The organism is Methylobacterium sp. C25, assembly GCF_021352225.1.
Lineage (GTDB): Bacteria > Pseudomonadota > Alphaproteobacteria > Rhizobiales > Beijerinckiaceae > Methylobacterium.
On sequence record NZ_JAAUVI010000004.1, the window covers coordinates 394,456 to 421,274 of the forward strand.

General features: G+C 65.5%; 26 protein-coding genes, 1 pseudogene and 4 riboswitches. Of the genes and pseudogenes, 12 read left to right on the forward strand and 15 right to left on the reverse strand.

Annotated elements, in window-relative coordinates; all coding sequences use genetic code 11:
• Position 1 precedes the first annotated feature (1 nt).
• From HCU64_RS14405 to HCU64_RS14440, 8 genes are all read right to left on the reverse strand, one after another.
• Positions 2–457, reverse strand: coding sequence for a cytochrome o ubiquinol oxidase subunit IV (locus HCU64_RS14405; RefSeq protein ID WP_233384685.1), 456 nt, complete (start codon positions 455–457; stop codon positions 2–4).
• A complete protein-coding gene (locus HCU64_RS14410; RefSeq protein WP_233384686.1) occupies positions 454–1,080 on the reverse strand; it encodes a cytochrome c oxidase subunit 3 in 627 nt (208 codons plus the stop codon). The genes HCU64_RS14405 and HCU64_RS14410 overlap by 4 nt, the downstream gene beginning before the upstream one ends.
• Positions 1,077–3,179, reverse strand: a complete 2,103-nt coding sequence (locus tag HCU64_RS14415; protein ID WP_233384687.1) for a cbb3-type cytochrome c oxidase subunit I — start codon at positions 3,177–3,179, stop codon at positions 1,077–1,079. Before HCU64_RS14415 ends, HCU64_RS14410 begins: the two co-directional genes overlap by 4 nt.
• Positions 3,176–4,105, reverse strand: coding sequence for a COX aromatic rich motif-containing protein (locus HCU64_RS14420; RefSeq protein WP_233384688.1), 930 nt, complete (start codon positions 4,103–4,105; stop codon positions 3,176–3,178). Before HCU64_RS14420 ends, HCU64_RS14415 begins: the two co-directional genes overlap by 4 nt.
• Complete coding sequence (locus tag HCU64_RS14425) at positions 4,102–4,770, reverse strand: DUF6629 family protein (RefSeq protein WP_233384689.1); 669 nt, start codon at positions 4,768–4,770, stop codon at positions 4,102–4,104. The genes HCU64_RS14420 and HCU64_RS14425 overlap by 4 nt, the downstream gene beginning before the upstream one ends.
• Positions 4,771–4,820: 50 nt before the next feature.
• A complete protein-coding gene (locus tag HCU64_RS14430; protein WP_233384690.1) occupies positions 4,821–6,584 on the reverse strand; it encodes a glycoside hydrolase family 15 protein in 1,764 nt (587 codons plus the stop codon).
• Positions 6,585–6,614: 30 nt separating this feature from the next.
• Complete coding sequence (locus HCU64_RS14435; protein WP_233384692.1) at positions 6,615–7,607, reverse strand: SDR family oxidoreductase; 993 nt, start codon at positions 7,605–7,607, stop codon at positions 6,615–6,617.
• A 140-nt stretch (positions 7,608–7,747) separates the two neighbouring features.
• Positions 7,748–9,316, reverse strand: coding sequence for a GMC oxidoreductase (locus tag HCU64_RS14440; protein WP_233384693.1), 1,569 nt, complete (start codon positions 9,314–9,316; stop codon positions 7,748–7,750).
• A 220-nt stretch (positions 9,317–9,536) separates the two neighbouring features.
• A riboswitch (Fluoride riboswitch) is annotated at positions 9,537–9,602 on the forward strand.
• Between the two features lie 83 nt (positions 9,603–9,685).
• On the opposite strand from HCU64_RS14440, the gene crcB (HCU64_RS14445) reads away from it, so the two are divergent.
• From crcB (HCU64_RS14445) to eno, 6 genes are all read left to right on the forward strand, one after another.
• Positions 9,686–10,078, forward strand: a complete 393-nt coding sequence (gene crcB, locus HCU64_RS14445; protein WP_233384694.1) for a fluoride efflux transporter CrcB — start codon at positions 9,686–9,688, stop codon at positions 10,076–10,078.
• Complete coding sequence (locus tag HCU64_RS14450) at positions 10,075–10,695, forward strand: 2,3-bisphosphoglycerate-dependent phosphoglycerate mutase (protein WP_233384695.1); 621 nt, start codon at positions 10,075–10,077, stop codon at positions 10,693–10,695. Before crcB (HCU64_RS14445) ends, HCU64_RS14450 begins: the two co-directional genes overlap by 4 nt.
• A gap of 24 nt (positions 10,696–10,719) precedes the next feature.
• Entirely contained in the window at positions 10,720–10,911 is a 192-nt protein-coding gene (locus HCU64_RS14455) for a hypothetical protein (protein WP_233384696.1), read from the forward strand.
• A 398-nt stretch (positions 10,912–11,309) separates the two neighbouring features.
• A riboswitch (Fluoride riboswitch) is annotated at positions 11,310–11,372 on the forward strand.
• A 98-nt stretch (positions 11,373–11,470) separates the two neighbouring features.
• Positions 11,471–12,019, forward strand: a complete 549-nt coding sequence (ppa, locus tag HCU64_RS14460; RefSeq protein WP_233384697.1) for an inorganic diphosphatase — start codon at positions 11,471–11,473, stop codon at positions 12,017–12,019.
• On the forward strand, positions 12,016–12,729 hold the full coding sequence (locus HCU64_RS14465) for a 2,3-bisphosphoglycerate-dependent phosphoglycerate mutase (RefSeq protein WP_233384698.1): 714 nt from the start codon (positions 12,016–12,018) through the stop codon (positions 12,727–12,729). The genes ppa and HCU64_RS14465 overlap by 4 nt, the downstream gene beginning before the upstream one ends.
• A 106-nt stretch (positions 12,730–12,835) precedes the next feature.
• Positions 12,836–14,116 (forward strand): phosphopyruvate hydratase, encoded by a 1,281-nt coding sequence (gene eno, locus HCU64_RS14470; protein WP_233384699.1) that lies wholly within the window; start codon positions 12,836–12,838, stop codon positions 14,114–14,116.
• A 75-nt stretch (positions 14,117–14,191) separates the two neighbouring features.
• On the opposite strand, the gene HCU64_RS14475 is transcribed toward eno, so the two are convergent.
• The 6 genes and pseudogenes from HCU64_RS14475 to crcB (HCU64_RS14500) form a co-directional block, all read right to left on the reverse strand.
• The gene (locus HCU64_RS14475) at positions 14,192–14,479 is read right to left on the reverse strand and encodes a hypothetical protein (RefSeq protein ID WP_233384700.1); all 288 of its coding nucleotides are present in this window, start codon (positions 14,477–14,479) and stop codon (positions 14,192–14,194) included.
• Positions 14,480–14,495: 16 nt separating this feature from the next.
• Positions 14,496–14,933 (reverse strand): EamA family transporter, encoded by a 438-nt coding sequence (locus HCU64_RS14480; RefSeq protein ID WP_233384701.1) that lies wholly within the window; start codon positions 14,931–14,933, stop codon positions 14,496–14,498.
• On the reverse strand, positions 14,930–16,768 hold the full coding sequence (gene ilvD / locus HCU64_RS14485; RefSeq protein WP_233384702.1) for a dihydroxy-acid dehydratase: 1,839 nt from the start codon (positions 16,766–16,768) through the stop codon (positions 14,930–14,932). The genes HCU64_RS14480 and ilvD overlap by 4 nt, the downstream gene beginning before the upstream one ends.
• A 76-nt stretch (positions 16,769–16,844) precedes the next feature.
• A complete protein-coding gene (locus tag HCU64_RS14490; RefSeq protein ID WP_233384703.1) occupies positions 16,845–17,024 on the reverse strand; it encodes a hypothetical protein in 180 nt (59 codons plus the stop codon).
• Positions 17,025–17,107: 83 nt separating this feature from the next.
• Positions 17,108–18,913, reverse strand: coding sequence for a lanthanide-dependent methanol dehydrogenase XoxF5 (gene xoxF5 / locus HCU64_RS14495; RefSeq protein ID WP_233384704.1), 1,806 nt, complete (start codon positions 18,911–18,913; stop codon positions 17,108–17,110).
• A 721-nt stretch (positions 18,914–19,634) separates the two neighbouring features.
• Positions 19,635–19,706, reverse strand: a riboswitch (Fluoride riboswitch).
• Between the two features lie 383 nt (positions 19,707–20,089).
• Positions 20,090–20,478: pseudogene (gene crcB, locus HCU64_RS14500) on the reverse strand (fluoride efflux transporter CrcB).
• 98 nt (positions 20,479–20,576) lie between these two features.
• Positions 20,577–20,639, reverse strand: a riboswitch (Fluoride riboswitch).
• 345 nt (positions 20,640–20,984) lie between these two features.
• On the opposite strand from crcB (HCU64_RS14500), the gene HCU64_RS14505 reads away from it, so the two are divergent.
• From HCU64_RS14505 to HCU64_RS14530, 6 genes are all read left to right on the forward strand, one after another.
• Positions 20,985–22,076 (forward strand): YeiH family protein, encoded by a 1,092-nt coding sequence (locus HCU64_RS14505; RefSeq protein ID WP_233384705.1) that lies wholly within the window; start codon positions 20,985–20,987, stop codon positions 22,074–22,076.
• A gap of 68 nt (positions 22,077–22,144) precedes the next feature.
• Positions 22,145–23,563 (forward strand): cytochrome ubiquinol oxidase subunit I, encoded by a 1,419-nt coding sequence (locus HCU64_RS14510; protein WP_233384707.1) that lies wholly within the window; start codon positions 22,145–22,147, stop codon positions 23,561–23,563.
• A 10-nt stretch (positions 23,564–23,573) separates the two neighbouring features.
• The gene (gene cydB / locus HCU64_RS14515) at positions 23,574–24,587 is read left to right on the forward strand and encodes a cytochrome d ubiquinol oxidase subunit II (RefSeq protein WP_233384709.1); all 1,014 of its coding nucleotides are present in this window, start codon (positions 23,574–23,576) and stop codon (positions 24,585–24,587) included.
• 36 nt (positions 24,588–24,623) lie between these two features.
• On the forward strand, positions 24,624–24,761 hold the full coding sequence (locus HCU64_RS14520) for a DUF2474 domain-containing protein (RefSeq protein ID WP_233384711.1): 138 nt from the start codon (positions 24,624–24,626) through the stop codon (positions 24,759–24,761).
• A 45-nt stretch (positions 24,762–24,806) separates the two neighbouring features.
• Positions 24,807–25,433 (forward strand): uracil-DNA glycosylase, encoded by a 627-nt coding sequence (locus HCU64_RS14525; RefSeq protein ID WP_233384712.1) that lies wholly within the window; start codon positions 24,807–24,809, stop codon positions 25,431–25,433.
• A 31-nt stretch (positions 25,434–25,464) separates the two neighbouring features.
• The gene (locus tag HCU64_RS14530; protein ID WP_233384713.1) at positions 25,465–25,608 is read left to right on the forward strand and encodes a hypothetical protein; all 144 of its coding nucleotides are present in this window, start codon (positions 25,465–25,467) and stop codon (positions 25,606–25,608) included.
• A 29-nt stretch (positions 25,609–25,637) separates the two neighbouring features.
• On the opposite strand, the gene HCU64_RS14535 is transcribed toward HCU64_RS14530, so the two are convergent.
• Positions 25,638–26,786: a TDT family transporter gene (locus HCU64_RS14535; protein WP_233384774.1), complete on the reverse strand. Its 1,149-nt coding sequence runs from the start codon at positions 26,784–26,786 to the stop codon at positions 25,638–25,640.
• Positions 26,787–26,819: the final 33 nt, after the last annotated feature.

A 26,819-nucleotide genomic window follows, 5' to 3' on the forward strand; every position in this document is an offset into this window, starting at 1 on the left:
GTCACATCATGCGCATGCGCAGATTGAGCAGCACGACGAGGGTGCCGCCGACCATCAGCAGGACGATGAGCGTCGAGAACAGGATCAGCTGCAGGTCGTCGCGGGCCGACCGCTTGAGGTCGACGTGCAGGAAGCAGCGGAAATGCACGATCGCCTGGGCCAGGGCGAGGCCGAAGACCACGGCGAGCGCCTTCGTGCCGCCCGCCCAGCGCCAGCGGACGAGCGCGAAGGCCGCCCCGGTCAGCACCAGCGCCAGGAGATAGCCGAAGGCATAGGTCGCGAGATCGGCGCGGCGCGAATGCCCGTCGTCGGACGGGCGGGGCTCTGCCGGCTGCGAACGTCCATCGACCATCGGCCGCGATCCCTTCCCGACCATAAGGTTGAAGATTCCGAGCACGGCAGCGGCTCCGGCCGCCTTCGCCAGCACGGCCGCCCTGGTCTCGCCCTTCGCGGTCATCCGAGCGTTCCCTGCAGGTAGACGACGGAGAAGATCCCGATCCAGACGATGTCGAGGAAGTGCCAGAACAGGCCGAGCCGCAGCAGGTTGAGCTTGACCCTGGCATCCAGCCCGAAGGTCGCGATCTGCACGAGCATCACCACGATCCAGAGGCAGCCGGCCGTGACGTGGAGGCCGTGCGTCGGCACCAGCGCGAAGAAGGCCGAGAGGAAGCCGCTGCGGTCGGGCGTGGCGCCCTGCGCGGCCATCGTCGCGAAATCGTTCAGCTCGAAACCGAGGAAGGCGAGCCCGAGCGCCAGCGTGATGCAGAGCCAGACGACGAGGCCGGTGCAAGTCCGGTCGTACTTCATGGCGATGGAGGCGAGCCCGAAGGTCAGACTCGAGGTGAGCAGGAGCAGTGTCTCGACGAAGGCCGGCCCGAGCTTGAACAACGCCGCCGGACCAGGCGCGCCGGCGGTGCCAGCGAGCTGCGTGCCGTAGATCGCAAACAGCAGCGCGAACACCACCGCGTCGCTCATCAGGAAGATCCAGAATCCGTAGAGGCCGGACTCGGCCTCGCCCGGTTCGAGCGTGTCGGCACCCGTGAGGTTCAGGCCGACATGGCGCAGTTGAGGTCCGCTCATGCCGGCACTGGCGCCGGGAAGGGCTCGGCCAAGCCGACATTGTCCGAGTTCACCTCGAGCCGCCGGGGCACGGGGCGGGCCGCAGCCACCTGCGCGAGCCAGCGCCGTTCGGCCGCCTCGACCTCGGCCGCCGGGACGATGCGGTGCGTGTCGCGCACGAAGCTGCGGGCGATCACGGCGGTCCAGCCGGCGAGGAAGCCGAGGATCGCCATCCACCAGATGTGCCAGACGAGCCCGAAGGCGCAGACCGCGCCGGCAAAGCCGACGATCGGGCCGATCCAGCTGTTTTTCGGCACCGCGATGTCGTCGTAACGCTCGGCCGCGCGATAGGTTTTCTCCTCCGCCTTGCGCCAGTAGAACACGTCGCGCCGGTCGACATGGGGGATCGTCGCGAAATTGTATTCCGGCGGCGGAGCGGGGATCGACCATTCGAGGCTGCGCGCGTCCCACGGATCGCCGACCGGTACGCGGTTGTGTTCGCGCTGGCGGATGCTGACGACGAGCTGCCCGAACAGCGTGGCGAGCGCGGCGAGCAGCAGGAAGGCGCCGAGGACCGCGACGATCAGCCAGGGCCGGTAATCCGGCTCGAACAGGGCCTGAGAGCGCCGCGCCATGCCGCCGAGACCGAGCACGTAGAGCGGCATGAAGGCGAGGTAGAAGCCGGCCACCCAGCAAACGAAGGAGATCCTGCCCCAGCGTTCATTGAGGCGGAAGCCGAAGATTTTCGGAAACCAGTACATGTAGCCGGCGATCAGGCCGTAGAGCAGGCCGGGGATGATCACGTTGTGGAAGTGGGCGACGAGGAAGACGGTGTTGTGGACGACGTAGTCGATCGGCGGCACGGCGAGCATGATACCGGACAGGCCGCCGAGGACGAAGGTCACGAGGAAGGCGAGGGAGAACAGCATCGGCGTGGTGAAGCGCACCTCGCCGCGGAACATCGTCCAGATCCAGTCGTAGATCTTCACGCCTGTCGGCACCGCGATCGTCATCGTGGCGATGCCGAAGACGGCGTTGACGTCGGCGCTCTGGCCCATCGTGAAGAAGTGGTGCAGCCAGACCGTGAAGGAGAGCACGCCGATCGCCATGGTGGCGAGCACAAGCGAGATGTAGCCGTAGAGCTCCTTCGACGAGAACGCCGAGATCACCTCCGAATAGACGCCGAAAGCGGGCAGGATGAGGATGTAGACCTCCGGATGGCCGAACAGCCAGAAGAGGTTCACGTAGTTCATCATGTTGCCGCCGAGGTCGTTCGTGAAGAAGTGGAAATCGGCGTAGCGATCGAGAGCCAGCAGCGCGGTGGCCAGCGTCAGCGGCGGCATCGCGAAGATCATCAGCACCGAGGTACAGAGCGCCGTCCAGCAGAATAGCGGCATGCGCATCAGGTGCATCCCGGGGCAGCGCTTCTTGTAGATCGTCGTCGCGAAGTTGAGGCCCGAGAGGGTGGTGCCGAGCGAGGACAGGGTGACCGCCCAGATCCAGTAATCCGGGCCGACGCCGGGCTGGAATGCCTTTCCGGTATAGGGCGGGTAGCCCGACCATCCGCCGGTGGAGAAGTCGCCGACGGCGAGCGAGACCATGACGAGGCCGGCCCCGCCCGCGGTCAGCATTAGGCTGATCGAGTTGAGCAGCGGGAAGGCGACGTCGCGCGCCCCGATCTGGAGAGGCACGACATAGTTGATCAGTCCCGTCAGAAACGGCATCGCCATGAAGAAGATCATGATCGTGCCGTGCGTGCTGAACAGCTGCGCGAAGTGTTCGGGCGCGACGATGCCGGGCGCGTTGATGGCGAGCGACTGCTGCGTCCGCATCAGCACCGCCTCGATCAGCGCGCGGGTGAACATCACCGCGGCGAGCACGACGTACATGATGCCGATCTTCTTGTGATCGAGGCTGGTCAGCCAGTCGAGGAACAGCGGGCGCCACCAGCGCAGCCAGCTCAGCAGGGCGACCACGGCGATCCCGCCGACCACGACCATTGCGCCGGCGCCGGCGCCGATGAACTCGCTGAGCGTCGGGTGTTCCCAGGCCCGCACGAAGGGCAATGCCTTGGCTTCGAGCCGTCCGAACAGCGAGTACCAGAGATCGTCGCCGCTCATTGTCCGGCCTTCTTGTGAGCGGCGTGCGCGCCCGCATCGTCGAGCGCGAGGATCGCTTTGAACAGGTCCGGCGCGACCGAACCGAACTGGCTGGGCTGCGTCTGGACGGCGCGGGCGGAGAGTATCTTGTAGGCGGTCATGTCCAGGGTCTGGCCGTCGGCCTTCGCCTGCGCGAGCCAAGCGCGATACGCGTCGTCCGTCTTGGCGAGCGCCACGAATTTCTGGGTCTGGAAGCCCATGCCGTTAAATTGCGTGTTCTCCCCGCGAAAGCGGCCGGGCTCATGCGCCGCAAGGTTGAGCTGCGTCGTCATCCCGGCCATCGCGTAGATCTGCCCGGCGAGCTGGGGGATGAAGAACGACTGCATCACAGTGCCGCTGGTCAGGCTGAGATGCACCGGCCGGCCGGCCGGGAAGACGAGCTCGTTGACGCTGGCGACCCCTTCCTTGGGGTAGATGAACAGCCACTTCCAATCGAGCGCGACCACCTGCACCTCGACGGGCGACGCGTCGGAGGCGAGCGGCTTGTAAGGATCAAGCCGGTGCGTGCCGCGCCAGAGGAAGAACGCCAGAACGACGACGATGATCGCTGGCGGGATCCAGATGAAGCCTTCGAGCGGCCAGTTGAACCCCCATTGCGGCCGGTAGGCGCTCCTGGTGTTCGACAGGCGATAGTGCCAGGCGAAGATCGGCGTCAGCACGAGCACCGGGCCGGCCACGAAGATCAGGATGACGCAGACGAGGTAGAACAGGCTGCGCGTCTCGTCGGCGACCGGCCCGGCCGCGCCGAGGAGGCCGTGATCGAGCACGCCGCAGCCGCCGAGCGGGAGCAGCCCGAGCGCGGCGAGAGCGACCGCGACCGCCCTGGGGCGGCCCAGCCGCGCCGCCGCCGTGCCTGCGGACCGGCTCGATTGTCGAGCGCCGGTCATGCGGCGAGCGCCCGAGAGTTTGGATTGCGCAGGTCGATGTAGCCCCTGTGGAACTGCCAGAAGATCAACACGCTCACGATCGCGGCATAGAGGCACCCCACCGAGGTGAAGGCATAGCCGCGCACGACCAGGGTCGCGGCGACACCGACGAAGTTCAGGATGCCGAACCACATCACGACGCGATGCGAGGACAGGACCAGAGCGCCGCAGGTCGCCGGCACGTAGGCGGCCGCCACGGACAGCCACGAGGTCGCGGCGTTGTCGTAGACGATGGAATGATGCTCGACCCGTGCCGTGGTCGGATACGCGATCACGCCGTAGAGGGTGTAGGCGCACAGCGCTCCGCCGATTGCGGTCAACCCGCCGATCAGCAGACGGCGCCGCCCCGGCGGCTCCATCAGATAGACTGCGAGCGGCATCAGCAGCGGCAGTACGCCCTGCGCGTATAGCACGAACAGGAACACGAAATGGTCCCGCGCCTCCAGACGGATGCGCCCGTCGAGCCCGAGCCAGACGAAGCCTTCCGTGAACTGGTGCAGGGCGACCAGCAGCGGCGTCGCCGCGAACAGCACGGCCGGCACCGAATCGACCTTTCTCAGGGTCGCGAGGCCGACGAGGCCGATCGCGCCGGCCGCTACGAAATTCGCTTCCGCCGAAAAGCACATCGGGTCCCGTTCCCCCTCGTCACCGCTCCGCCGCGCAGCCCCGCACGCCATCAGCCGCCGCCGCGGTTGAGCACCGGTCCGGACAGGCCGAGCGCCGTGTTGACGACGGCGAGATGCGTCAGCGCCTGCGGGTAGTTGCCGGTCAGCGCCTTGCCCGGCACGTCGTATTCCTCCGACAAGAGGCCGACGTCGTTGGCCACGCCCAGAACCCGTTCCAGGTAGGCCGCCGCCTCGTCCTTTCGGCCCTGCAGACGTAGGCAATCGGCCATCCAGAGCGAGCAGGGCAGGAAGGCGCCCTCATCCGAACCGTCGCCTGTGGCGCGGGTGCGCCGGATGAAGCCGCCCTGGTCGAGTTCGGTACCGATCCGCGCGATGGTGGCGGCCATGCGCGGGTCGTCGGCGGGCAGGAAGCCGACGAGCGGCAGGAGCAGTAGGCTCGCGTCGAGCGCGTGGCTGCCGTAGCTCTGCGTGAACGTGCCGAGGCCCTCGTTCCAGCCGTCGCGGCAGACCTCGGTGCGCACCCGTTCGCGTAGAGCTTCCAAGCGCCCGCGCGTCTCGGCGTCGAGGCGGGCGTGGGCGAGAGCCCGGTCGAACCCGACCCAGCACATCGCCTTGGAATAGGTGTATTGCCGCGGCTGCCCGCGCGATTCCCACACGCCCGAGCCGCGCCGGTACCAGACCTCTTCCAGGTGGGCGACGATGCGGGCCTCCATCGCCTCCTGATGGGCGCTTGCGGGGATGCCGGCGCGACGGGCGAGCGCGAGCGTGTCGAGTACCTCACCGTAGACGTCGATCTGGACCTGGGTCGATGCGGCGTTGCCGATGCGCACCGGCCGGGCCTCGCGGTAACCGGGCAGCGCGTCGACCGTCCATTCGTCGAGATGACGTGAGCCGTCGACGCGGTACATGATCCGCATCTTGTCCGGTGCGCCGGCGATGGCGCGCAGGAGCCAGTCGCGCCACGCGGTCGCCTCGTCGGTGAAGCCCGCATTGAGGAAGGCGCCGAGCGTGAAGGTCGCGTCGCGCAGCCAGGAATAGCGGTAGTCCCAGTTCATCGCGCCGGCCGGCGCCTCGGGCAGGCTGGTGGTCGGCGCGGCGATCAACCCGCCCGAGCGCTGGTGGACCATCGCCTTGAGGGTCAGGAGCGAGCGCTTGACGGCGCCCGGCCACTGCGTGCGCGAGGCGTCGAAGCGGCCGATCCAGCACTCCCAATGGGCGAGTGTGCCGTCCAGCGCGGCCTGCGCGTCGATCGGCTCCGGCTCCGTATCCCACGAGGCGGTGCATGTCAGCGTGAAGGCGTGGCGCTCGCCCTCTCGTAGGGTGAAGCCGGCCGCGAGCGTTCCGTCACGGACGGTCACCGGCACCGAAGCCCGCAGGATCACTCGATGCTGGCCGACCGTGGCGATCGCACCGTCTTCCCGCGCCTCGCACCACGGCGGCAGCGCGCCGTAGTCGAAGCGAAGCCGCAGATCGCAATCCATCGCGACGGCACCCGAGAGGCCTTCGACGATCCGTACCACAATGGAATGGTGGCCGCGGATCGGCATGAAATCGGTGACGCGAACGGCACCCGCGTCGCCGCGAAACTCGGTTTCGAGCACGAGCGTGTCGCCACGATAGCGCCGCCGCACCTCGCCGGCCTCCGTCGGCGCGAGCAGCCAGCGGCCGTTCTCGTCATCGCCGAGCAGGGCGCTGAGGCAAGCATCGGAGTCGAAATCCGGCCAGCAAAGCCAGTCGATCGACCCGTCGCGGGCGACGAGCGCGGCGGTCTGCCCGTCCCCGATCAGGGCGTAGCTCTCGATCGGCTTGCTCATCGGTCCGTCCTGCTCGTCTTCCTCGCGGCCTCAGAACCGATATCGCTTGGCCAGCAGATGCAGGCCGGTCGCCGCTCCGAGTGCGGCAGCGATCCAGAACGCCGTGCGATGACGGTCGGTGAACATCTCCCAGCTGCCCGCGCGCGCCTCGGCGTCGAAGCGGCCGTGGGCGCCGTAATCGCCGGGCACCGGCTCGAACAGGTTGGAGGGCGCGTCGCGCGGCAGGCGCTTGTCGGTGAGCTGGCCGCTGTAGCCGGCCTTGGCGAGGTAGCGGTCGATCAGTCCGGGCGCGATGCGGTTGGCGAGGATCGCCTGCACGGTCGGATAGCCGACCCAGACCTGGCGGCGGCGGTGCGTCGCGGCGAACACGATGGCGCGCGCCGGCACCTCCGGCTGGTAGATCGGCGCCACGGGCTGCGCCTTCTTGCCCATCTTGTTCATCGCCCAGTCGAATTGCGGGGTGTTGACCGCCGGCAGATCGACCATAGTGATGTGGATGTCGAGCTTGTCGTGAAGGATCTCGGAGCGCAGCGAATCCGTGAAGCCGCGGATGGCGAACTTGGCGCCGCAATAGAGCGATTGCAGCGGCACCGAGCGGTAGGCTAAGGCGGAGCCGACATTGACGATGGTGCCGCGGTTGCGTGCCCTCATGCGCTTTAGCGCGCTCATCATGCCGTAGACCTGACCGAGATAGGTCACCTGGGTCGCCCGCTCGGCCTCCTCTGCGGTGAGCTTGCTCACGGGGGCGAAGACGGTAGCCATCGCCACGTTGACCCAGACGTCGATGGGCCCGAGCTCGGCCTCGACCCGGTCGGCCGCCGCCTCGACGGCTTTGGCGTCGGCGACGTCGGTCGGGATCGGCAGGGCTCGCACCCCGTGCCGGCGCAGGGACGCAGCAGCCCGCTCCAGCCGGTCCGGATCGCGCGAGAGCAAGGCCACGTCGTAGCCGCGGCGCGCGAACTCCTCGACCGTCGCGCGGCCGACGCCTGCTCCCGCTCCGGTGACGACGACGATGCCGGACATGATGTCTCCTGTGACCCAAATGATCGGAGTGACGCGGGCTGACCCCGGTCGTCTGAAAGCTAGTCGCAGCTATTCAGCGATCTAACGGAATGATGCGATCGAACCGACCGCCGCAAACGATGAGTCAAAGACGCGGCGCCTCACTGCAGCCGCTCGGCAATGTGGTCGGCGACCCGCAGCGCGTTGGCGATGATGGTGAGCGTCGGGTTCACCGCGCCGATCGAGGGGAAGAAGCTCGCGTCGGTGACGTAGAGGTTGTCGAGCTCGTGCGCCCGGCAATTCAGGTCGAGCACGCTGGAGCGCGGGTCGGTGCCGAAGCGGAGCGTCCCGGCCTGATGCGCGGTGCCTGAGAGCGGGATGTTCTTGCCGAGATACAGGGAGCGCTCGAACAGGTAGCTGTAAAGCCCACCGGGCTTCAGCAGTTCCTCCAGCTTGGCGCGCAAGCGCCCGTGCGCCTCGCGGTTGTTCTGTGCGATGTCGAGGATCACGCGCCCGTCCCGGTCGATCGAGACGCGGTTGTCGGGATGCGGCAGGTCCTCGCTCTGGAGCCAGAAGTCGATCGAGTGTCGGGCCATCACCTCGAACGGGGCGTCCGGCAGGAAGCTCGTCCATTTCGGCAGCTCCTCGCCGCGGATCTGGTCCGGATGCGTCTTGGCGCACATCTGGATCAAACCCATGGGGTACTCCCAGTCCTTCGAGCCGAAGTAGAAATCCGAGACGGCGAGCGTCTTCTGGAAGACCGTCTCGTTGAGCTCCTTCGACAGGCCCATCAGCACGGACATGTTGTGGCGGATGTAGTTGCGCCCGACCTGGTCCGAGCCGTTGGCAAGCCCGTTCGGGTGGACGCTGTTGGCCGAGCGCAGGAGCAGCAAAGCAGAGGAAAGCGCCCCGCAGGCCACCACGACGATGTCGGCCGAGTAGCGCTCCTCGCGGCCCTCGCGAGTGACGCGCACGCCCGTCACCGTCTTTCCCGCCAGGTCGGTCTCGAGCCGCAAGACGCAGGCGTTGACGAGGAGCGTGACGGTGTCGTGCCGGGCGAGCGTCGGGTCGACTGTCATCACCTGGGCGTCGGCCTTGCCGTTCAAGAGGCAGGGAAAGCCGTCGAAGGCGTCACAGCGGATGCAGACCGAGGTCGGCGTCGGCTTGCCGTTCCGCTCGTCGAGCTTGATCCCGAGCGGCAGGTGGAACGGGTGGAGCCCCTCCTTCGCCCAGTCGTCGGAGAGCTTCTGGATACGCGGCTCGTGGGAGACGGCGGGATGCTCGTAGCCGCCGCTCGACCACGGCTCCGTCGGGTCCTCCCCGCGGGTGCCGTGGACCGAAAACAACGCCTCGGCCTGGGCGTAGTAGGGTTCGAACTCAGCGTAGGAGACCGGCCAGGCGGGCGAGACCCCGTCGACGTGGTGCAGTTCCTCGAAGTCGCGCTCGCGCAGGCGGAACAGCGCCGCGCCGTAGACCTTTGAGTTGCCGCCGACGTAGTAGTGCAGGCCAGGATGGAACTCGCGCCCGTCGCCGCCGTACCACGTCTCGGGCGCCTGATACGTGCCGTCGACGAAGACGGTCTTGGCGCTCCAGTTCGCCTGGCTGCGCGGCAGGTAGTCGCCGCGCTCCAGGAGCAGGATGCGTTTGCCGGTCGCGGCGAGCCGATGGGTCAGCGAGCCGCCGCCCGGGCCGGAGCCGATCACAATGACGTCGTAGTGATCCTGCGGCATTGACCAGACTCGTCGGCGGTCGTTCGGAATGTCTCCGGCGACAAGCGACGTAGTCTGGATGCGTTCCAAGAAGATCGTTCTGCAATTTCGAACAGAGCGCTTCGTTAGGCCCGCCGGTGCGATGCGTTCGTGAACCCACGCTCGCAGCAAGCGAGGAACCGAAGCGCCTCTAGGCCGTTTGGCGGTCATACCATCCGAGACTACCGCTGCGATCGGCGCAGGCTCGGAAGGGGATGGAGCTCCCCGTCGACCGCCCCGATCCGGGGCTGATGGCTCCTACCGCGAGGGCGAGGTTCGCCCGTGGTAGGTGCATGCCCCCCTTCCACGGACATCTGACCGACCCCTCTTCAAGACAGAGAGGGTTTGTACGTGGACTTTCTGATCGTGATGCTAGGCGCGGGTCTCGGAGGCGGTGCCCGCCATGGCTTCAACCTCGCCGTCGCGCGCATCCTGCCGGGCCTCGACTTTCCGTTGGCCACGCCCCTGATCAACGTGCTCGGGTCGTTCCTGATGGGGGTGATCGCGGAGGCTTTTGTCCTGCGCGGGGGAGACGGGCATCCCCTCAAACTCCTCATCACCACCGGCGTGCTCGGCGGCTTCACAACCTTCTCGACCTTCTCGCTGGACGCGATCAGCCTGTACGATCGCGGTGAGCTCGCGGCCGCCGCCTACTATCTTCTACTCTCGGTCGGGGGCGGCCTGGTCGGTCTGGTAGCCGGTCTCGCCCTGGCGCGTGCCGCACTTGGCGGAGGCGTGTCGTGAGCAACGAGCGCACCCTCATCCTCGTGCGTCACGGGCAGAGCACTGGGAACGCGGCGGGCGAATTCACCGGCACCCGCGACGTGCCTCTCACCATGCTCGGCCGCGAGCAGGCCCGCGCAGCCGGCCGACGCCTGCTGGAACGGGGCCTGCGACCCGACGCGATTTTCTGCTCGACCCGCTCGCGCACGCGAGCCAGCGCCGAGTTGATCCTCGAAGCGATCGGTCGCCCCGGGCAAGGCGTGGTTGAGGCCGCCGCACTCGACGAACGCGACTACGGTGCCTTGACCGGCCTCACTCATCATGCCGCCGAGGCACGCTGGGGTGCAGGTCAGGTCGCGATCTGGCGCCGTTCCTTCGCGACCGCCCCGCCCGAAGGCGAGAGCCTCCGGGACACGCTGGCGCGTGTGGCGCCGTATCACATCACGCGGATACAGCCTGCCGCGATGCGGGGCGTCGCGCTGGTCGTCGCGCATGGCAATTCCCTGCGCGCCCTGGTCGCAGCCATCGAGGGCATGACGCCGGACGCCATCGAGGCGATCGAGTTGCCGACCGGATCGGTGCGCCTCTACCGGCTCGCCGCCGACACGACGATCGAAGCCTGCGAGACCCTTACCTGAACCGAGACCTGTATGGAGCCCGCCATGTCGCATCCCCCGCACCGCGATCCCGACCCCGAACTGGAGGACATCCGCGAACTCGGCCTGATTGAGCGCCAGCATCGCCAGGCGGCCCGTGCACTCGGAGTGTCGAGAGGCACGATGGGTGTGATCTGGCTGGTCCCGCTGGCGATCTTCGTCATAGTGCTGGTCGCCTTGTTTCTCTCGATGCGGTGAAATGCAGGTTTAGTTTTACCAAATCGTCGGTCAGCTAATCATACTGCCACTGCGCCAGTCCGTACAATATTAATCTGAATATAATAGGATTATCGAGGCATTTTTTAAGGAGTAAAGATAGTTTTACTGCAACAAACAATTGACAATAGAACTTCCGTTCGTTGAATTCGAGTGTTGCACCAAGTTCTCGAAATCTAGCCGATGTTCGTTAATGCCTCACTGCAGTCCCAACAATCTGGTTTGGCCTGCTCGCCAGCTGTCCGGTCAAACCGGAAGCAACACCGGCGCTCGAGGAAACGGAAGCAAAAGCTGTCCGTGGTCTCGGGTGCGAGTTTTTGTCTAAACCGCAGCTTTCTCACCGTCTTATTGTCGTTGACCCGTAATCCAGTTCTGCTAGAAGGCCAACAGGGAATGGAGTCTCCCGAATAACCGCCCGTTGGGCTGATGACTCCTATCGCTTATCTTCGCGATAGGAGTGCGTGTTGAGATCCCACAAATCCGTCAGGCAAGCGCCTGCAATAGTCCTTTGCCCTACCGCCGCTACCGAGCAGGTGCTGCCATGAATCTGGCGGCCATTCCTGCGGGCGACGCGGACCTCCTAGAGGTCAATGTGGTGATCGAGGTGCCATTCGGCGGCCCTCCGATCAAATATGAGATGGACAAGGCGTCCGGCGCCCTCTTCGTCGACCGCTTCCTCCACACCCCAATGTTCTATCCGGGGAACTACGGGTTCATCCCCAATACACTGTCCGAGGACGGCGATCCCTGTGATGTGCTGGTCGCGAGCAGCCACGCCGTCCAGCCGGGGGCAATCATGCAGGTGCGGCCGGTCGGCGTGCTCTTAATGGAGGACGAGCATGGTCCCGACGAGAAGATAATCGGCGTGCCGTCCACACGGCTTACGAGCCGTTACGATACCATCCGCAGCCATACCGACCTGCCACCCATTACCCGGCAGCAGATCGAGCACTTCTTCAGCCACTATAAGGATCTTGAGGCCGCCAAGTGGGTGAAGGTAGCGGGTTGGGCCGGTGCAGCCACGGCGCGGAGGCTCGTGGCTGCCGCGCATGCCCGTCAGCTTCTGGCGGGTGCCGGAGAAGCCGCATGAGCCCAATCGCGCATCGACAACTCGTCCTGGTGCGCCATGGCCAAAGCCGGACCAATCGCGAGAACCGGTTCACGGGTTGCCTGGATCCACCCTTGACTGGCCTCGGATGCGCCCAGGCCCAGGCGGCGGGTCGATGGCTTGCGACGCAGGGAACTCTCGTCACGGCGGCGTACGCGTCGCTGCTCTTACGGGCGGTCAGCAGCTGTGGGCGGATCCTCGATGTCCTCGATCGTGGCGATCTGCGCATCCGGACCTGCGCCGGTCTGGTCGAGCGGGATTACGGCTCCCTCAACGGCCTTACTCGCGCCGAAGCAGAGGCGCGCTGGGGCGGCGGCTTGGTCCGGCAGTGGCGCCGATCCTATTCAGCAGTCCGACCAGGGGAAGAAAGCCTGCGGGACACCGCCGCTCGCGTCGTGCTGGCGTTCCTACGTGACATCCTGCCGGCGGTGATGGGCGGCCCTACGCTCGTTGTCGCCCATGGTAACTCGCTGCGCGCTCTCATGATGGCCCTGGACGGTCTGACGCCGGAAGAGGTCGAGACCCTGGAAATGCCGCCGGGCGCCCTCCGTGTCTACGAGTTCGCGGACGACGGACGGATTTTAGATGCCAGCAGGATCATCATGCCTACCACAACGGTCGATCCCGCGCCTGACGACGTCCTTGGGGAGATGGTGGCCGAAGAAGCCGGCTGCCTGCGCTCCGCCTCCTGATCTGATCTCAGCGGCGGCGATCCGGACCTGGAGCTGCCGCACGCCCTTCCCATTCATTCTGCCGGCAGCAGCCCTTGGGCCGCCATGCCCGAAGCAAGGATCGTTCATGACCAGTGTTTCCCGTATTCAGCGCCTCGAGGCCTTGGAGATCATAGACAGTCGCGGCCACCCGACTCTCCAGGTCACTGTTAGCCTGTCAGACGGCACAACTGCGACCGCCGCCGTTCCATCGGGAGCGTCCACCGGTCTCCATGAGGCCGCCGAACTGCGAGACGGCGACCGGGCTCGCTACGGCGGACGAGGGGTCCGCAAGGCAGTCGCCTCTGTCGAAAAGGATATCGCCGCCACGCTCAAAGGGCGGGATGTCCACGATCAGGTTGGCATCGATGAGCACATGATCGCGCTCGACGGCACCGCGAACAAATCCCGTCTTGGCGCCAATAGCTTGCTCGGGACTTCCATGGCGGTCGCGCAAGCGGCGGCCGCAAGCGACGGCCGATCCCTCTACGCCCATCTCGGGGGCGAGGCGGCGACGTTGCTGCCGATGCCGTTCATGAACGTCCTGAACGGCGGAAAGCACGCCGACAGCTCCCTGGACTTCCAGGAGTTCATGCTGGTGCCCCTTGGAGCCCCGAGCTTCGCCGAGGCAATGCGCTACGGTGTGGAGGTGTACGCCGCGCTGCGCGAGCTCCTTCGCGCCCGATCGCTGTCGACGGCGGTGGGCGACGAAGGAGGCTTCGCTCCACGGCTCGAAAGCAATGAGGCCGCCTGCGCTATCATCGTGGCGGCGATCGAGCGGGCCGGTTACCATCCCGGTCGGGACGTCGCCATCGCCCTGGATCCGGCCGCTTCGTCCTTCGCAACAGCGGCCGGCTATGACCTAAGCCGCTCGGGTACGGGCATTCTCGACCGGGAGGCCTTGTTGGCACTCTACGGCCGGTGGATCGACACATGGCCGATCGTGTCCATCGAGGACGGCTTCGCCGAGGACGATTGGACGGCCTTCCAGGCCCAGACTGCAGCGCATGGTGCCCGGCTGCAGATCGTCGGCGACGACCTCCTGGTGACCAATCCTACCTTCATCGAGCGAGCGATCGTTCAGCGGGCGGGTAACGCAGCGCTGATCAAGCCCAACCAGATCGGCACTGTCACCGAAACTGCCCGCTCCATCCGCCTCTGTCAGGAGGCCGGCTGGGGCACGATGGTGTCGCATCGCTCGGGGGAAACCACGGATACCTTCATTGCCGACCTCGCCGTCGGGTTGGGATGCGGGCAGATCAAGTCCGGTGCACCCTGCCGAGGCGAGCGGTTGGCTAAGTACAACCGACTCCTTGCGATCGAGGCCGAGTTGGGGAGCCGGGCACGCTTCGCGAACCCGTTCGCCTGAGCGCAACCGCTTGTGCGCCGAGATCAGGGCGGCGGCCTTATTCCAGGCTTTGCGCATTCAGACCTTTCAGAAGACCTAGAGGGCGCGAAAAGCAGTCCGGCCGAGATCTTCAATTTCGTCCGGGCTGAGGCGCAGGGCGTCCGTGCGCCCCGCCTCGACATGGAACGCTACCTGCGCAATCAGGTCCGGTCCTATGGTGGGTGTCTCGCGCGGTTCGATCCAGAAGCCGATGCCAGTCGGTTTGTGGGTGCCGTAAGGGGGAAAGCGATGCGTCACCGGCATCCCGTCCGCGCGCCTGAGCAGCTGTTTATCGCGGATCGGATTGCAGCGGAATGGTCCGAAGAGGTGGTCCGAGATCGGCATCTGGCGCGAGTGCCAGCTAGCCCTTGTAGGCCACCAGGACGGCGCCCGCCGCGATCAGCGCAACGCCGAGCCAGTTGGGACCGGAAAGCCGCTCGCCGAGGAAGGCCACGCCGAACGCCGCGACCATTACCACGCTGAGCTTGTCGATCGGGGCGACGCGCGCCGCGTCCCCCAGCTTCAAGGCGCGGAAATAGCAGATCCAGGAACCTCCGGTAGCCAAGCCCGACAGCAGCAGGAACAGGTAGCTCTGCCCCGAGATCGACGAGAGCGACTGCCATTGGCTGGTGCCGACCAAGATAGCGCCCAGCGCGCACAGGATGACGATGGTCCGGATGAAGGTCGCCATGTCTGAATTGACGTTCTCGACCCCGACCTTGGCGAAGATGGCCGTTAGCGCGGCAAATCCGGCCGACAGAGCGGCCCAGACCTGCCAAGAGGCGAACGCGTCCTTCATGCGTCGAGTAACTGACGCACTCCACCCTTTGCGGCACTGCTCGCGAGGAGCGCATAGGCCCGGAGTGCCGTGCTGACCTGCCGCTTGCGCGGCGCGGCGGGATGCCAGCCCCGTGCGTTCTGGGCGGAACGCCTCCGCTCGAGTTCGGCCGCATCCACGGCCAGATTGATGCGCCGGGCGGGGATGTCGATCTCGATTCGATCGCCGCTTTCCACGAGCCCGATCAGGCCGCCCTCGGCTGCTTCAGGGGAGACGTGTCCGATCGACAATCCCGAGGAGCCGCCCGAGAAGCGGCCATCCGTCACCAGAGCGCAGGCTTTGCCGAGGCCCTTCGATTTCAGGTAGCTCGTCGGGTAGAGCATCTCCTGCATGCCGGGGCCGCCGCGCGGACCCTCGTAGCGTATCAGCACGACCTCGCCAGCCGTGACCCGGCCGTTGAGGATGCCGTCGACGGCCGCGTCCTGGCTCTCGAAGACATGCGCCGTGCCCGTGAAGGTGAGGATCGAGGCGTCGACGCCCGCCGTCTTCACGATGCAGCCGTCCTCTGCGAGATTGCCGTAGAGAACGGCGAGACCGCCATCCTGCGAATAGGCATGTGCGGCCTCGCGGATCACGCCGCTCTCCCGGTCGAGATCGAGCTCGTCCCAACGCGCGCTCTGACTGAAGGCCGTCTGGGTCGGCACGCCGCCGGGGGCGGCGCGATAGAATTGGTGCACGCTTTCGCTGCCGGTCTGGCGGACATCCCAGCGCTCGAGAGCCTGCGCGAGCGATTCCGCATGCACGCTACCAACGCCGGTATCGAGAAGCCCTGCACGAGCAAGCTCGCCCAGGATGCCCATGATCCCGCCGGCGCGGTGCACGTCCTCCATGTGGACGTTCGCCACGGCCGGCGCGACCTTGCAGAGCACGGGCACGCGCCGTGACAGCCTATCGATGTCGGCCATCGTGAACGGCACCTCGGCCTCGTGCGCCGCCGCCAGGAGGTGGAGCACGGTGTTGGTCGAGCCGCCCATGGCGATGTCGAGGGTCATCGCGTTCTCGAAGGCGGCGAAGCTCGCGATGCCACGCGGCAGGACGCCGGCATCGTCCTGCTCGTAGTAGCGCCGCGCAAGGTCGACGATGAGGTGCCCGGCTTCCACGAAGAGCCGGCGGCGGTCGGCATGGGTCGCCAGCGTCGAGCCATTGCCCGGCAGCGAGAGACCGAGTGCCTCCGTCAGGCAGTTCATCGAATTGGCCGTGAACATGCCGGAGCAGGAGCCGCAGGTCGGGCAGGCGGAGCGCTCGATCACTGCAACGTCCTCGTCGGAGACGCGATCGTCGGCGGCGGCGACCATGGCGTCGACGAGGTCGAACTTGCGGGTGATGCCGTGCATCACGACTTTGCCGGCCTCCATCGGGCCGCCGGAGACGAAGACCGCCGGGATGTTCAGGCGCAGGGCCGCCATCAGCATGCCGGGGGTGATCTTGTCGCAGTTCGAGATGCAGACCATGGCGTCGGCGCAGTGCGCGTTGACCATGTACTCGACGCTGTCGGCGATCAGCTCGCGGGACGGCAGGCTGTAGAGCATGCCGTCATGGCCCATGGCGATGCCGTCATCGACGGCGATGGTGTTGAACTCCTTGGCGACACCGCCGGCCTGCTCGATCTCGCGGGCGACGAGCTGGCCGAGATCCTTCAGGTGGACGTGTCCCGGCACGAATTGCGTGAAGGAGTTCACCACCGCGATGATCGGCTTGCCGAAATCCCCATCCTTCATGCCGGTCGCGCGCCAGAGGCCGCGGGCGCCGGCCATGTTGCGGCCATGGGTGGTGGTGCGGGAACGGTAAGCGGGCATCGGAAAGATCACTTAGGGGGCGCTACAGCGGTGAGACCGCGAGCAAGCACCACGACAGGGCATCGAAAAGGTGGACTTAGCGACTAGCGTACCAAGCCACTACCGCAATCAGAAGCAGAACAGCCAATCCCACAGCGATGATGATGATCCGCCCGGTACGGCGCTGAAACGCAACAGGCGCACGGCGTTCCTCCGCAGCAAGCTCGTCCATTTCCGCCAGTTCGCTGTCCGGCTCGTCCGACGATACTCGGGCCATGAGCGCGTCTCCGCAGGTCTGACACCAAACGAGAGATGCCGGCAGGTTTCCCGCCGGCACCATGATCGCAGCTAGGCGATGGCTTATTGGTTCGGCAGAGCGAAGGCTGTCAGCGTGCCGCCGAGGTTGGTGTAGTTGGCGAGCGCCGCGTAGCCGCCGACGGCACCCAGACCAGCGTTCGGGTCGGTCAAGCCGGCCGCGAGGCCGATGCCGGCCCAGCCCCCGACGCCCGACAGGACGGCGATGAACTGCTTGCCCTTGTGCTCGTAGGTCATCACGTTACCGATGATGCCCGACGGGGTCTTGAACTTGTAGAGTTCCTTACCCGTCTTGGCGTCGACAGCCTTCAGGTAGCCCTCGAGGGTGCCGTAGAAGACCACGTCACCAGCGGTGGCAAGCGCGCCGCCCCAGGCCGAGAACTGCTCCGGATCCGACCAGACGATCTTACCCTTCACGCCGTCCCAGGCGATGAAGTTGCCCATGCCGCCGTGCGAGTTCGGCGCGGGGTACATCGACAGGGTAGCGCCCACATACGGCTGGCCAGGCGTGTACGAGACCTTGAAGGGCTCGTAGTCCATGCAGACGTGGTTGGTCGGCACGTAGAACAGGTTGGTCTTCGGCGAGTAGGCCGAAGGCTGCTCGTCCTTCGAGCCGAGGGCGGCCGGGCAGATGCCCTTGTTGTTCACGTCCTCGCCATTATGGCCAGGAGCGAACTTGGCGACGACCAGCGGGCGACCGTACTCCTTGGAGCTCTTGTCCATCTCGACCTTGGTGGCCCAGTTTACGGCCGGATCGAATTTTTCGGCGACGAGAAGCTCTCCGGTCGAGCGATCGAGAGTGTAGCCGAAGCCATTGCGGTCGAAGTGGGTCAGGAGCGGGCGCTCCTTGCCGTCGACCTTCTGGTCCGTCAGCACCATCTCGTTGATGCCGTCGTAGTCCCACTCGTCGTGCGGGGTCATCTGGTAGACCCACTTGGCCATGCCGGTGTCGACGTCACGTGCCCAAATGGTCATCGACCACTTGTTGTCGCCGGGACGCTGCGACGGGTTCCAGGTCGAGGGGTTGCCAGAGCCGTAATAGACGAGGTTCAGCTTCGGGTCGTAGCTGTACCAGCCCCAGGTGCAGCCACCGCCGGTCTTCCACTGGTCGCCTTCCCAAGTCTTCAGCGACGAGTCCTTGCCGATCGGCTTGCCGAGCGAGGTCGTCTTCTCCGGGTCGACGAGCAATTGATCGTCGGGACCTTCGGAGTAGCCGCGCCAGACCTTCTTGCCGGTCTTCAGGTCGTAGGCGGTGACGTGGCACTGCACGCCGAATTCGCCGCCCGAGATGCCGACGATGACCTTGTCCTTCACCGGCAGCACCGTGCCCGTATTGGTCTCGCCCTTGGACGGATCGCCGTTCTTGACCGACCAGTTCACCTTGCCGGTCTTCGCGTCGAGCGAGACGACGGTGGTGTCGGCCTGGTGGAGGATGATGGCGCCGTCGGCATAGGCCAGGCCACGGTTGACCGTGTCACAGCACATCACCGGGATGACGGCCGGATCCTGCTTGGGCTCGTACTTCCAGACGATCTTCTGCTCGTGGTCGAGATCGAGCGCGTAGACGATGTTCGGGAAGGGCGTGTGAACGTACATCATGTTGCCGATCACGAGGGGCTGGCCCTCATGGCCGCGCAGCACGCCGGTGGAGAAGGTCCAGGCAACCTGGAGATCCTTGACGTTCTTGGAATTGATTTGGTCGAGCGTCGAGTAGCGCTGATTGCTGTAATCGTGGCCCGGGAAGGCCCACTGCTTGTTGTTCTGGATCTCTTTCTGAAGCTGCTCATTCGCAGCCGCAGGAAGCAACGTGGCGGCGTAAGCCACAGATGCCACGAGAAGCATCTTTCTCATCAGGTTTTTCCTCCGCAGCGATCTCTGCCGCCTGATCGTCCTGTCAGGTCGGCGTCGTCGCGTTGAACGGCCGGTCTCGCGACCGGCACTGGATGTCGGTTGTGTTGAAACCCTCCGACAGCTGTCCCGCCAGCATCAGCTCCATGTGAGAACGGCAAGACTAGCGATCGAATTCATATCGATCTCAAAACCAAACACAATAAGATTCTTATAAGTGCGACAGTATATCTTGCATTGACATCAGTCAAACATGTATAGACGCGACAAATGACCCCGAAAGATCACCAGATCTATCAGGTTAAAATTTATACTGTTGAAAAAAATAAAAGTACCTTGGTTATCTATCAGAATTTTTGCGCTTAGTTGGCATTGACTCCGAACGTCCGCTGGTTACTTTCATTTTGTGTTTGCGAATAACTGATCTGTCAGTTCGCGGTACGTAAATACGTAGTCTCTCATGGATGAAGCAAACACCGCCGCAAAGCATGACGAGATCGTTGGCGGAGTCGAAAGACTCCGCCTTTTTTCTTGCCAGGACTTGCTTTGATGCGGACGCGACGGCAGACCGGCCCATCATCGATGGGTCGGGGGCGGTGACGTCAGCCTTTCGGTCGGAAGGGGATCATGGGCGGACAACTCATGCGCTGCCCTCTCGCGAGGGCTATTGACGACGATGAGCGAGCCGGAAGTGGGGAAAGCATAGCCCTACCCGCGCCGGAAGCGCTCGGTAGGAGCTATCGTCCAGGTCTTAGGGACCCGGCAGTTGTCGGGGAGCTCCATCCCCATCCCACGTTTTGGACGATGATCTATTCCAGCACGTTCGTCAAATGCGATCAGCGCGGCGCGAGGGCTTCAGGTAGAAAACGGCTCCCGTAGGCCGTCACAAGAATGGCGGCGACCCCGTCGAGCAGCCAATGCGGCAGTCGCTGGAAGATACCGATCCGAGCCGAGGAGCAGAAAGGCAGACACCCAGTCCAGCCAGTGGAGCGCGATGGTGTAGGCAGCCGCCTTCACTACGCCAGCCAAGCAGACGACTGCAGACAAACCTACTGCTTTCCCCGCCAGGATGCTGCGCCCCCCCGAACCGAGGGGCGGCTGCCATGAGCACGGTGGCCGCGATGAACCGCTCGGTGAACGTGACCTGGAACGTGACCAGCACGCCGAGCCAGGACAGTGTCACGCCACCGCCCCGTCCAGCAGCGTGCGCACCAACGCGAGCCCTCCGATCAAGGCAGCGACGCCGGCCGCTACGATCCGACCCCGTAGAGCAGAGCGGCCGCGAGCTCGCCGCGCTCGTAGAGCAGGCCGGTCTCCAGGGAGAAGGTCGAGAAGGTCGTGAAGCCGCCCATAATGCCGGTCGTCAGGAACAGCCGGAGCGGCTGCGACAGGCCGCTCTTCAGGGCGAAATACTCTGCGATGACGCCCATCGCGAAGGAGCCCGCGACGTTGATGGCGAAGGTGCCCCAGGGATAAGCGCCTCCGACAAGCCGCAGGGACAGCACGCCGACGCCGTAGCGTCCAGCGGAACCCAAGCCGCCACCCAAGAATACCAACAAGACGTTCAACCGCCGACCCTTTCCCCAGTTGGAGAGGGCAACAAAAACCCGCCTCGCGGCGGGTTGGCGTCGGACGCACTCCCGCCGCGAACGGGCAATCACACGCCCTCGCAGCAGGAGCCATCAGCCCTCACGGGCAGTTGTCGGGGAGCTCCATCCCCATCACACGCCACTGAGTACATTGGGACATCGCAAGACGTCAAAGCGTTTTATGCAAGGGCGACGATCGAATGGCGGCTTTGGCGGATAAGTTGCAGATTGCAAAAATTCAAACGCTGCATCCACCTTCGAATACAGCAGTTCTAAAATTTTAGGGCGTGCGTGTGTAGGTCGCTTCGCAATGCTCAATCCCAAATCGATCCGACTAAATTAGTCGTCGTCTCGCGCCGACCTCGCATCTAAAGCCCAGCTGCGCACTTTCTATCAATCCGTAGATCAGATTGAAATGATCTAAACATTCTGTTGGAAAGATCAAACGTAGAGGCCGAATTTGGATGGGCAGATCGGAGCCATCCATGACCGTGCGCAAGCGAGCAAACCCCTTTCATAAGCTTCACCACGCGACCCAGCGGATCCTCCCTGGCTTCGGCTTGTGTATCGTCGTCACTGCTGCAGCGCTCGGCTTGGAGGCGACAGAGGGTCACCTGTTTGGCCGGGCTTGGCTGGAGGCGCTCGTGCTTGCGATCCTGCTCGGCACCGCGCTGCGCACGGCCTGGACGCCTCCAGAGCGCTTCTTTCCCGGCATTGCGTTCGGCGCGAAGACGGTGCTGGAGATCGCCGTCGTTCTGCTCGGGGCTTCGCTGAGCCTTGGGACGCTGCTAGCAGCGGGCCCCAGCCTGCTTGCCGGGATCGCGGCGGTCGTCGCGCTTGCCATTGCCGCGAGCTACGGCATCGGCCGGGCTCTGGGACTGCACCATCGCCTCGCGATCCTCGTCGCGTGCGGCAACTCGATCTGCGGTAACTCGGCCATCGCCGCGACCGCGCCGGTGATCGGCGCCGACGGCGAGGATGTCGCCTCATCGATCGCCTTCACCGCCGTCCTCGGCGTGCTGGTCGTGCTCGGCCTGCCGCTGCTGGTGCCGCTCTTCGGCCTGTCGCCAATGCAGTACGGCGTGCTCGCGGGCCTGACCGTCTACGCCGTGCCGCAGGTGCTCGCCGCGACCGCGCCGGTCGCCGCGCTCAGCGTTCAGGTCGGCACGCTGGTCAAGCTGGTGCGGGTGCTGATGCTCGGCCCGGTCGTGCTGGCACTCTCGGTCGGCGCGAGCCGTCTGCGGGAGGAGACCGACGCGCCGGCCCCTCACGTCACGGCGGGTGATCGTCCGAAATCAGGCAGGGTCGCGGTCCACCATCTCGTGCCGTGGTTCATCCTCGCCTTCCTCGGCGTGGCGGGTCTTCGCTCGGCCGGTCTCATCCCGCAGACCGCTCTTGCCCCGATCGCCGAGACGGCTAACCTCCTTACCATCGTCTCGATGGCAGCCCTCGGGCTCGGAGTGGATGTGCGCAGCGTCGCTGGCGCCGGCCTTCGCGTCACGATGGCCGTCATAGCCTCCCTCGTCGCCCTAACGGCAGCGAGCCTTGGCCTGATCCGGCTGCTCGGGATCGCTTGAGCCTTCGCCCCAGCGGCAGTCATTGCCGCGGCTGGGGACTGAACTTCACGAGAAGCGTTCTAACGGTCATGGCCCATCTCGACGCCGTCCTGCTCGCCCGCGCTCAGTTCGCGTTCACGATGGGCTTCCACATCGTGTTCCCGGCCTTCTCGATCGGGCTCGCGAGCTACCTCGCCGTGCTGGAGGGTCTTTGGCTCGTCACCGGACGGCAGGTCTATCTCGACCTGTTCAAGTACTGGCTGAAGATCTTCGCTGTCGGCTTCGCCATGGGCGTCGTCTCCGGCGTGGTGATGTCCTACCAATTCGGCACCAACTGGTCGGGCTTCTCCGACAAGGCCGGACCGATCGTCGGTCCGCTGATGGCCTACGAGGTGATGTCTGCCTTCTTCCTGGAGGCGGGCTTCCTCGGCGTGATGCTGTTCGGCATGGGGCGTGTCGGCAAAGGCCTGCATTACCTTGCGACGCTGCTGGTCGCGGCCGGCACACTGTTCTCGGCCTTCTGGATCCTGACCGTCAATTCCTGGATGCAGACGCCGGCCGGCTACGCGACGAACGCCCAAGGGCAGTTCGTGCCCGCCGACTGGTGGGCGATCGTGTTCTCGCCGTCGTTCCCTTACCGCTTCGTGCACATGGTGCTCGCCGCCTACCTCACCACCGGACTCGTCGTCGGCGCGGTTGGGGCGTGGCATCTGCTGCGCGGGCGCCGAGAACACGAGGGTGTGCGCGTAATGTTCGGGATGGCGATGGGCCTCGTCCTCGTCGTCGCGCCACTTCAGATTTTTGCGGGCGATGCCCATGGCCTCAACACGCTGGAGCATCAACCGGCCAAGGTCATGGCGATGGAGGGCCATTTCGAGAGCCATCCTAACGGTGCGCCGCTCGTCTTGTTCGGCCTGCCCGATCAGGATGCGGCCACGGTCCGCTACAAGGTCGAAGTCCCGAAACTGTCCTCGCTGATCCTGAAGCACAGCCTCGACGCGCCGCTCGCCGGCCTCGACAGCGTGCCGCGCGAGAACTGGCCGCCAGTGCCGGTCGTGTTCTGGTCGTTTCGTATCATGGTCGGCCTCGGGTTCCTGATGCTTGGCCTTGGCCTGTTCGGACTCCTCGCGAGGCTCAAGGGCAAGCTCTGCGACTGGCGGACGTTGCATCTCTACGCGCTTGCGATGGGTCCGGCCGGCTTCGTCGCCGTGCTCGCGGGCTGGACGACGACCGAGGTCGGGCGCCAGCCCTTCACCGTCTACGGCGTCTTGCGCACGGCCGACTCCGTCTCGCCCCTCGGCGCCCCGGCAGTGGCCGGCTCGCTCGCGGCGTTCGCGGCGATCTACCTCGCGGTGTTCGCGGCCGGCATGTTCTACATCCTCCGCCTGATGAGCGCCCCGCCGCATCTCGGCGAGCGCGGCCCCAGCCCGGCCGAGCCAGTGCGCACCGCCGGCCTCGCCCCTGGTCCGGCTATCACCCCAGGCCACGGCCTGCAGCCGGGCGAATGAGGACGCGAGGATGAGCTTAACCGACCTCGATCTGCCCACAATCTGGGCCTTTATCGTCGCCTTCGCGGTCTTCGCCTACGTGGTGCTCGACGGGTTCGATCTCGGCGTGGCGCTGCTCTTTCCGTTCTGCCCAGAGCGGCACGATCGCGACGTCATGATGAATTCGGTTGCCCCTGTCTGGGACGGCAACGAGACCTGGCTGGTGCTCGGCGGTGGCGGCTTGTTCGCCGCTTTCCCGCTCGCCTACGCGGTGCTGATGCCGGCGCTTTACGCGCCGCTCATCGCCATGCTGCTCGGCCTGGTCCTGCGCGGCGTCGCCTTCGAGTTCCGCTGGCGAACCGAGCGCGCGCGTCCGGTCTGGGACATCGCCTTCACAGGCGGCTCCCTCGTCGCCGCGCTCGGCCAGGGCGTGGCGCTCGGCGCCATGCTGCAAGGCGTTATGGTGTCGGGCCGCGCCTATGCCGGCGGATGGTGGGACTGGCTCTCGGCCTTCAGCCTGCTCACCGGCGCGGCGGTGGTCTGTGGCTACGCGCTGCTGGGCGCGACCTGGCTCATCATGAAGACCGGCGGCGAGCTCCAGATCCGGGCGCTGAAGCTCGCACGTCCGCTTGCATTGGGCACGCTCGGCTTCATCGTCGCCGTCAGCCTCGCCACGCCGTTCCTCGAAGCGGCCTATTGGCAGCGCTGGTTCGCGTGGCCGGGCATCGTGCTCACCGCGCCGGTGCCGCTTGCCGTCGCCGCCGTGGCGCTGTTCCTGCTGCGCAGCCTCGCCGACGCGCACGACTACAAGCCGTTCGTACTGTCGCTGGTGCTGTTCTTCCTGTGTTTCGTCGGGCTCGGCGTCTCGATATGGCCGAACGTCGTGCCGGGGCGAATCTCGATTTGGCAGGCCGCTGCGCCGCACGAGAGCCAAGTGTTCGTGCTCGCCGGGACCGCCATCCTGATCCCGATCATCCTGACCTACACCGCCTATGCCTACTGGGTGTTTCGCGGGAAGGTCGATCCCGAACACGGCTACCATTGAGGTGCCACCGCCGGAACGCAGTCGAGGAATGACACGATGCGCCACCGTCTTGACCACGAACAGGTTCCGGGCTTGGCCGCCCGCCTCGGCTGGTTCGTGTTGCTCTGGCTCGGCGGCGTTGCGAGCGTTGCCAGCGTCGCACTGATGCTGCGCTTCATTGCCAAGGCTACCTAACGAGAATCTCCGTCTGCTCTCGCGTCCCCACGCGTTTCGAAGCGTATGACTGAAAACCTGCTCGACAACTCAGCGGCGATCGTCGAACGCCTCGCGGGTCTCGGTTCGCCGCATGTCGCTGCGTTGGAAACCTACGCGAAAGCGTTGCGCCACACCTACGGCGAGGTCCCGCATTTCGATCCGTTCGACGGTGGGATCGACGCGCGCCTGCTATTTCTCCTCTCGACCCCGGGTCCCAGCTCGGCGGCGATCCGCTTTACCTCGCGGGACAACCCGACTGGTACGGCGCGGACTTTGAGACGATTGTTCGCCGTCTCAAGAGTATCGCGCCGCGATACGGTTCTCTGGAACGCGGTGCCATGGACCCTCCCGCGCAGGGGAAGAGCACTCGGCCTGCCCTCTTCACGCGACAGGGCGGCTGCTCGCGTGATTCTCCCCGATCTGCTCGACCTGATGCCCCGGCTGGAGGCGGTGGTCCTCCTGGGAGCAGTGGCGGGAGCCCTCGCGGAACAGGTGCGAGAGCGTGTGGCGGCCGTCCTCACGGCCCCTCACCCCAGTCCGGCGAATCTGGCAGCCGATCGATCTGCATTCGGTCGCCTCGAGCAAGCCTTCACCGAAGCGGCTGCGCTCTGCCGGACGGAAGGAGCAACCGACCTGCGGCTCGAACATTGAGAAATGAGCGAATATCGAAAGGAGCCATCGAATGACCGAGAAGCGCATCGTCGAGACCGTCGACCAGGGACGGCAAGGCGAGACATCCAACCACATGCGCTGGGTGCTGCTCGCGACGATGGTCCTGTCGATCCTGGCCGTCGGCGCAGTGTGGCTCGGCATGATCCGGTTCTGACGGGATCTGGAGCGGGTCGGCAGGCCCGCTCATCCCGCGAGGCACGGCGCCACGAACAATTCACCCTTGTAGGCGCCCCAGACCGTGCGGACCGCAACGACGAGCCAGATCAGGCTCAGCATCGCGACGAGAGCGGCGCCAAGCCAGCTGAAGCCGACGATGCCCGTGACATCCCCGATCCGAAGCGTCGCGAGACAATAGACGCCGAGCGGGAAAATGTAGCCCCACCAGCCCAGGTTGAACGGCACGCCGCTCCGCAGATAGCGCGTGGTGACGGCCAGCGAGAGCAGAAACCACCACGCGCCATAGCCCCACAGGATCAGCGCGCCGATCAGACCGACGAGGCGTAGCGTCTCCGGTGCACCCGGAAAGCCTTGGCCGGCGAGTACATTGCCGCCCGCCTGACCAAGAACGAGCAGACCGAGCGCGCCGGTTCCGAGCGGGCCGAGCGAGAGCCAACTGGATGCGGCCATCTCGCGCGGCGGCAGATTGTGCAATGCCATGCGCAGCACCAGGATCGCCAGGATGCTCAGCGCGAGCGGCACCGAGACGCCCCACAATACGAACGACGTGACGATCACCGCGAGTTGCTGTCCCGGCTCGGACAGAGCGGGAGCCAACAGGCCGCCAGTGACCGCGACTACCTCGGCCGCAACCACCGGCAACAGCCAGACCGCCGTCATCTGGTCGATACGGTGCTCTTGGCGAGTGAACATCAAGTACGGGATTGCCACCGCGCAGATCATCGCGAGCGCTACGTCGAGCCACCATAGCGGTAGCACGAGGGCCGCTGGCGCGAGGCCGAGATGAGTCGGTCCGAAGATTAGGAGGCCATTGAGCAGCGTCGCCAGCGCCATCGGGATCGCGCCGAAAAACATCGACACGGTCGAGTGGCCGAAGATCCGGCTCGCCCCTTCGAAAAAGAAGATCCAGCGCGCTGCATAGAGCAGGCAGCAGGCGAGGAAAATGGCGCCCGCGGCCAGCCATAGTCCGAATGAGACCGACGCGAGCAACGCGTGCGTGGCCGGAAGTCGGTCGAGTGCAAGCGCGACCACCCCCGTCCCCATCACAACCGTGAACCAATTCGGCGTGAATTGCCGGATCACGTCACGCGGATGCTGAAGCCGCGACAGAGGCTTCAAGCCAGTGCTGATATCCAGGAGGTTGGGATCGGACAATGCGAACTCCGCGGCCGAGATCCGGCGCGAGGT

Bases quoted from the DNA above. Each gene is read 5' to 3' on its own strand.
- HCU64_RS14405 (WP_233384685.1), bottom strand. From the start codon at position 457: ATGACCGCGAAGGGCGAGACCAGGGCGGCCGTGCTGGCGAAGGCGGCC.
- HCU64_RS14410 (WP_233384686.1), bottom strand. From the start codon at position 1,080: ATGAGCGGACCTCAACTGCGCCATGTCGGCCTGAACCTCACGGGTGCC.
- HCU64_RS14415 (WP_233384687.1), bottom strand. From the start codon at position 3,179: ATGAGCGGCGACGATCTCTGGTACTCGCTGTTCGGACGGCTCGAAGCC.
- HCU64_RS14420 (WP_233384688.1), bottom strand. From the start codon at position 4,105: ATGACCGGCGCTCGACAATCGAGCCGGTCCGCAGGCACGGCGGCGGCG.
- HCU64_RS14425 (WP_233384689.1), bottom strand. From the start codon at position 4,770: ATGTGCTTTTCGGCGGAAGCGAATTTCGTAGCGGCCGGCGCGATCGGC.
- HCU64_RS14430 (WP_233384690.1), bottom strand. From the start codon at position 6,584: ATGAGCAAGCCGATCGAGAGCTACGCCCTGATCGGGGACGGGCAGACC.
- HCU64_RS14435 (WP_233384692.1), bottom strand. From the start codon at position 7,607: ATGTCCGGCATCGTCGTCGTCACCGGAGCGGGAGCAGGCGTCGGCCGC.
- HCU64_RS14440 (WP_233384693.1), bottom strand. From the start codon at position 9,316: ATGCCGCAGGATCACTACGACGTCATTGTGATCGGCTCCGGCCCGGGC.
- HCU64_RS14455 (WP_233384696.1), top strand. From the start codon at position 10,720: ATGTCGCATCCCCCGCACCGCGATCCCGACCCCGAACTGGAGGACATC.
- ppa (WP_233384697.1), top strand. From the start codon at position 11,471: ATGAATCTGGCGGCCATTCCTGCGGGCGACGCGGACCTCCTAGAGGTC.
- HCU64_RS14465 (WP_233384698.1), top strand. From the start codon at position 12,016: ATGAGCCCAATCGCGCATCGACAACTCGTCCTGGTGCGCCATGGCCAA.
- eno (WP_233384699.1), top strand. From the start codon at position 12,836: ATGACCAGTGTTTCCCGTATTCAGCGCCTCGAGGCCTTGGAGATCATA.
- HCU64_RS14475 (WP_233384700.1), bottom strand. From the start codon at position 14,479: ATGCCGATCTCGGACCACCTCTTCGGACCATTCCGCTGCAATCCGATC.
- HCU64_RS14480 (WP_233384701.1), bottom strand. From the start codon at position 14,933: ATGAAGGACGCGTTCGCCTCTTGGCAGGTCTGGGCCGCTCTGTCGGCC.
- ilvD (WP_233384702.1), bottom strand. From the start codon at position 16,768: ATGCCCGCTTACCGTTCCCGCACCACCACCCATGGCCGCAACATGGCC.
- HCU64_RS14490 (WP_233384703.1), bottom strand. From the start codon at position 17,024: ATGGCCCGAGTATCGTCGGACGAGCCGGACAGCGAACTGGCGGAAATG.
- xoxF5 (WP_233384704.1), bottom strand. From the start codon at position 18,913: ATGAGAAAGATGCTTCTCGTGGCATCTGTGGCTTACGCCGCCACGTTG.
- HCU64_RS14505 (WP_233384705.1), top strand. From the start codon at position 20,985: ATGACCGTGCGCAAGCGAGCAAACCCCTTTCATAAGCTTCACCACGCG.
- HCU64_RS14510 (WP_233384707.1), top strand. From the start codon at position 22,145: ATGGCCCATCTCGACGCCGTCCTGCTCGCCCGCGCTCAGTTCGCGTTC.
- cydB (WP_233384709.1), top strand. From the start codon at position 23,574: ATGAGCTTAACCGACCTCGATCTGCCCACAATCTGGGCCTTTATCGTC.
- HCU64_RS14520 (WP_233384711.1), top strand. From the start codon at position 24,624: ATGCGCCACCGTCTTGACCACGAACAGGTTCCGGGCTTGGCCGCCCGC.
- HCU64_RS14525 (WP_233384712.1), top strand. From the start codon at position 24,807: ATGACTGAAAACCTGCTCGACAACTCAGCGGCGATCGTCGAACGCCTC.
- HCU64_RS14530 (WP_233384713.1), top strand. From the start codon at position 25,465: ATGACCGAGAAGCGCATCGTCGAGACCGTCGACCAGGGACGGCAAGGC.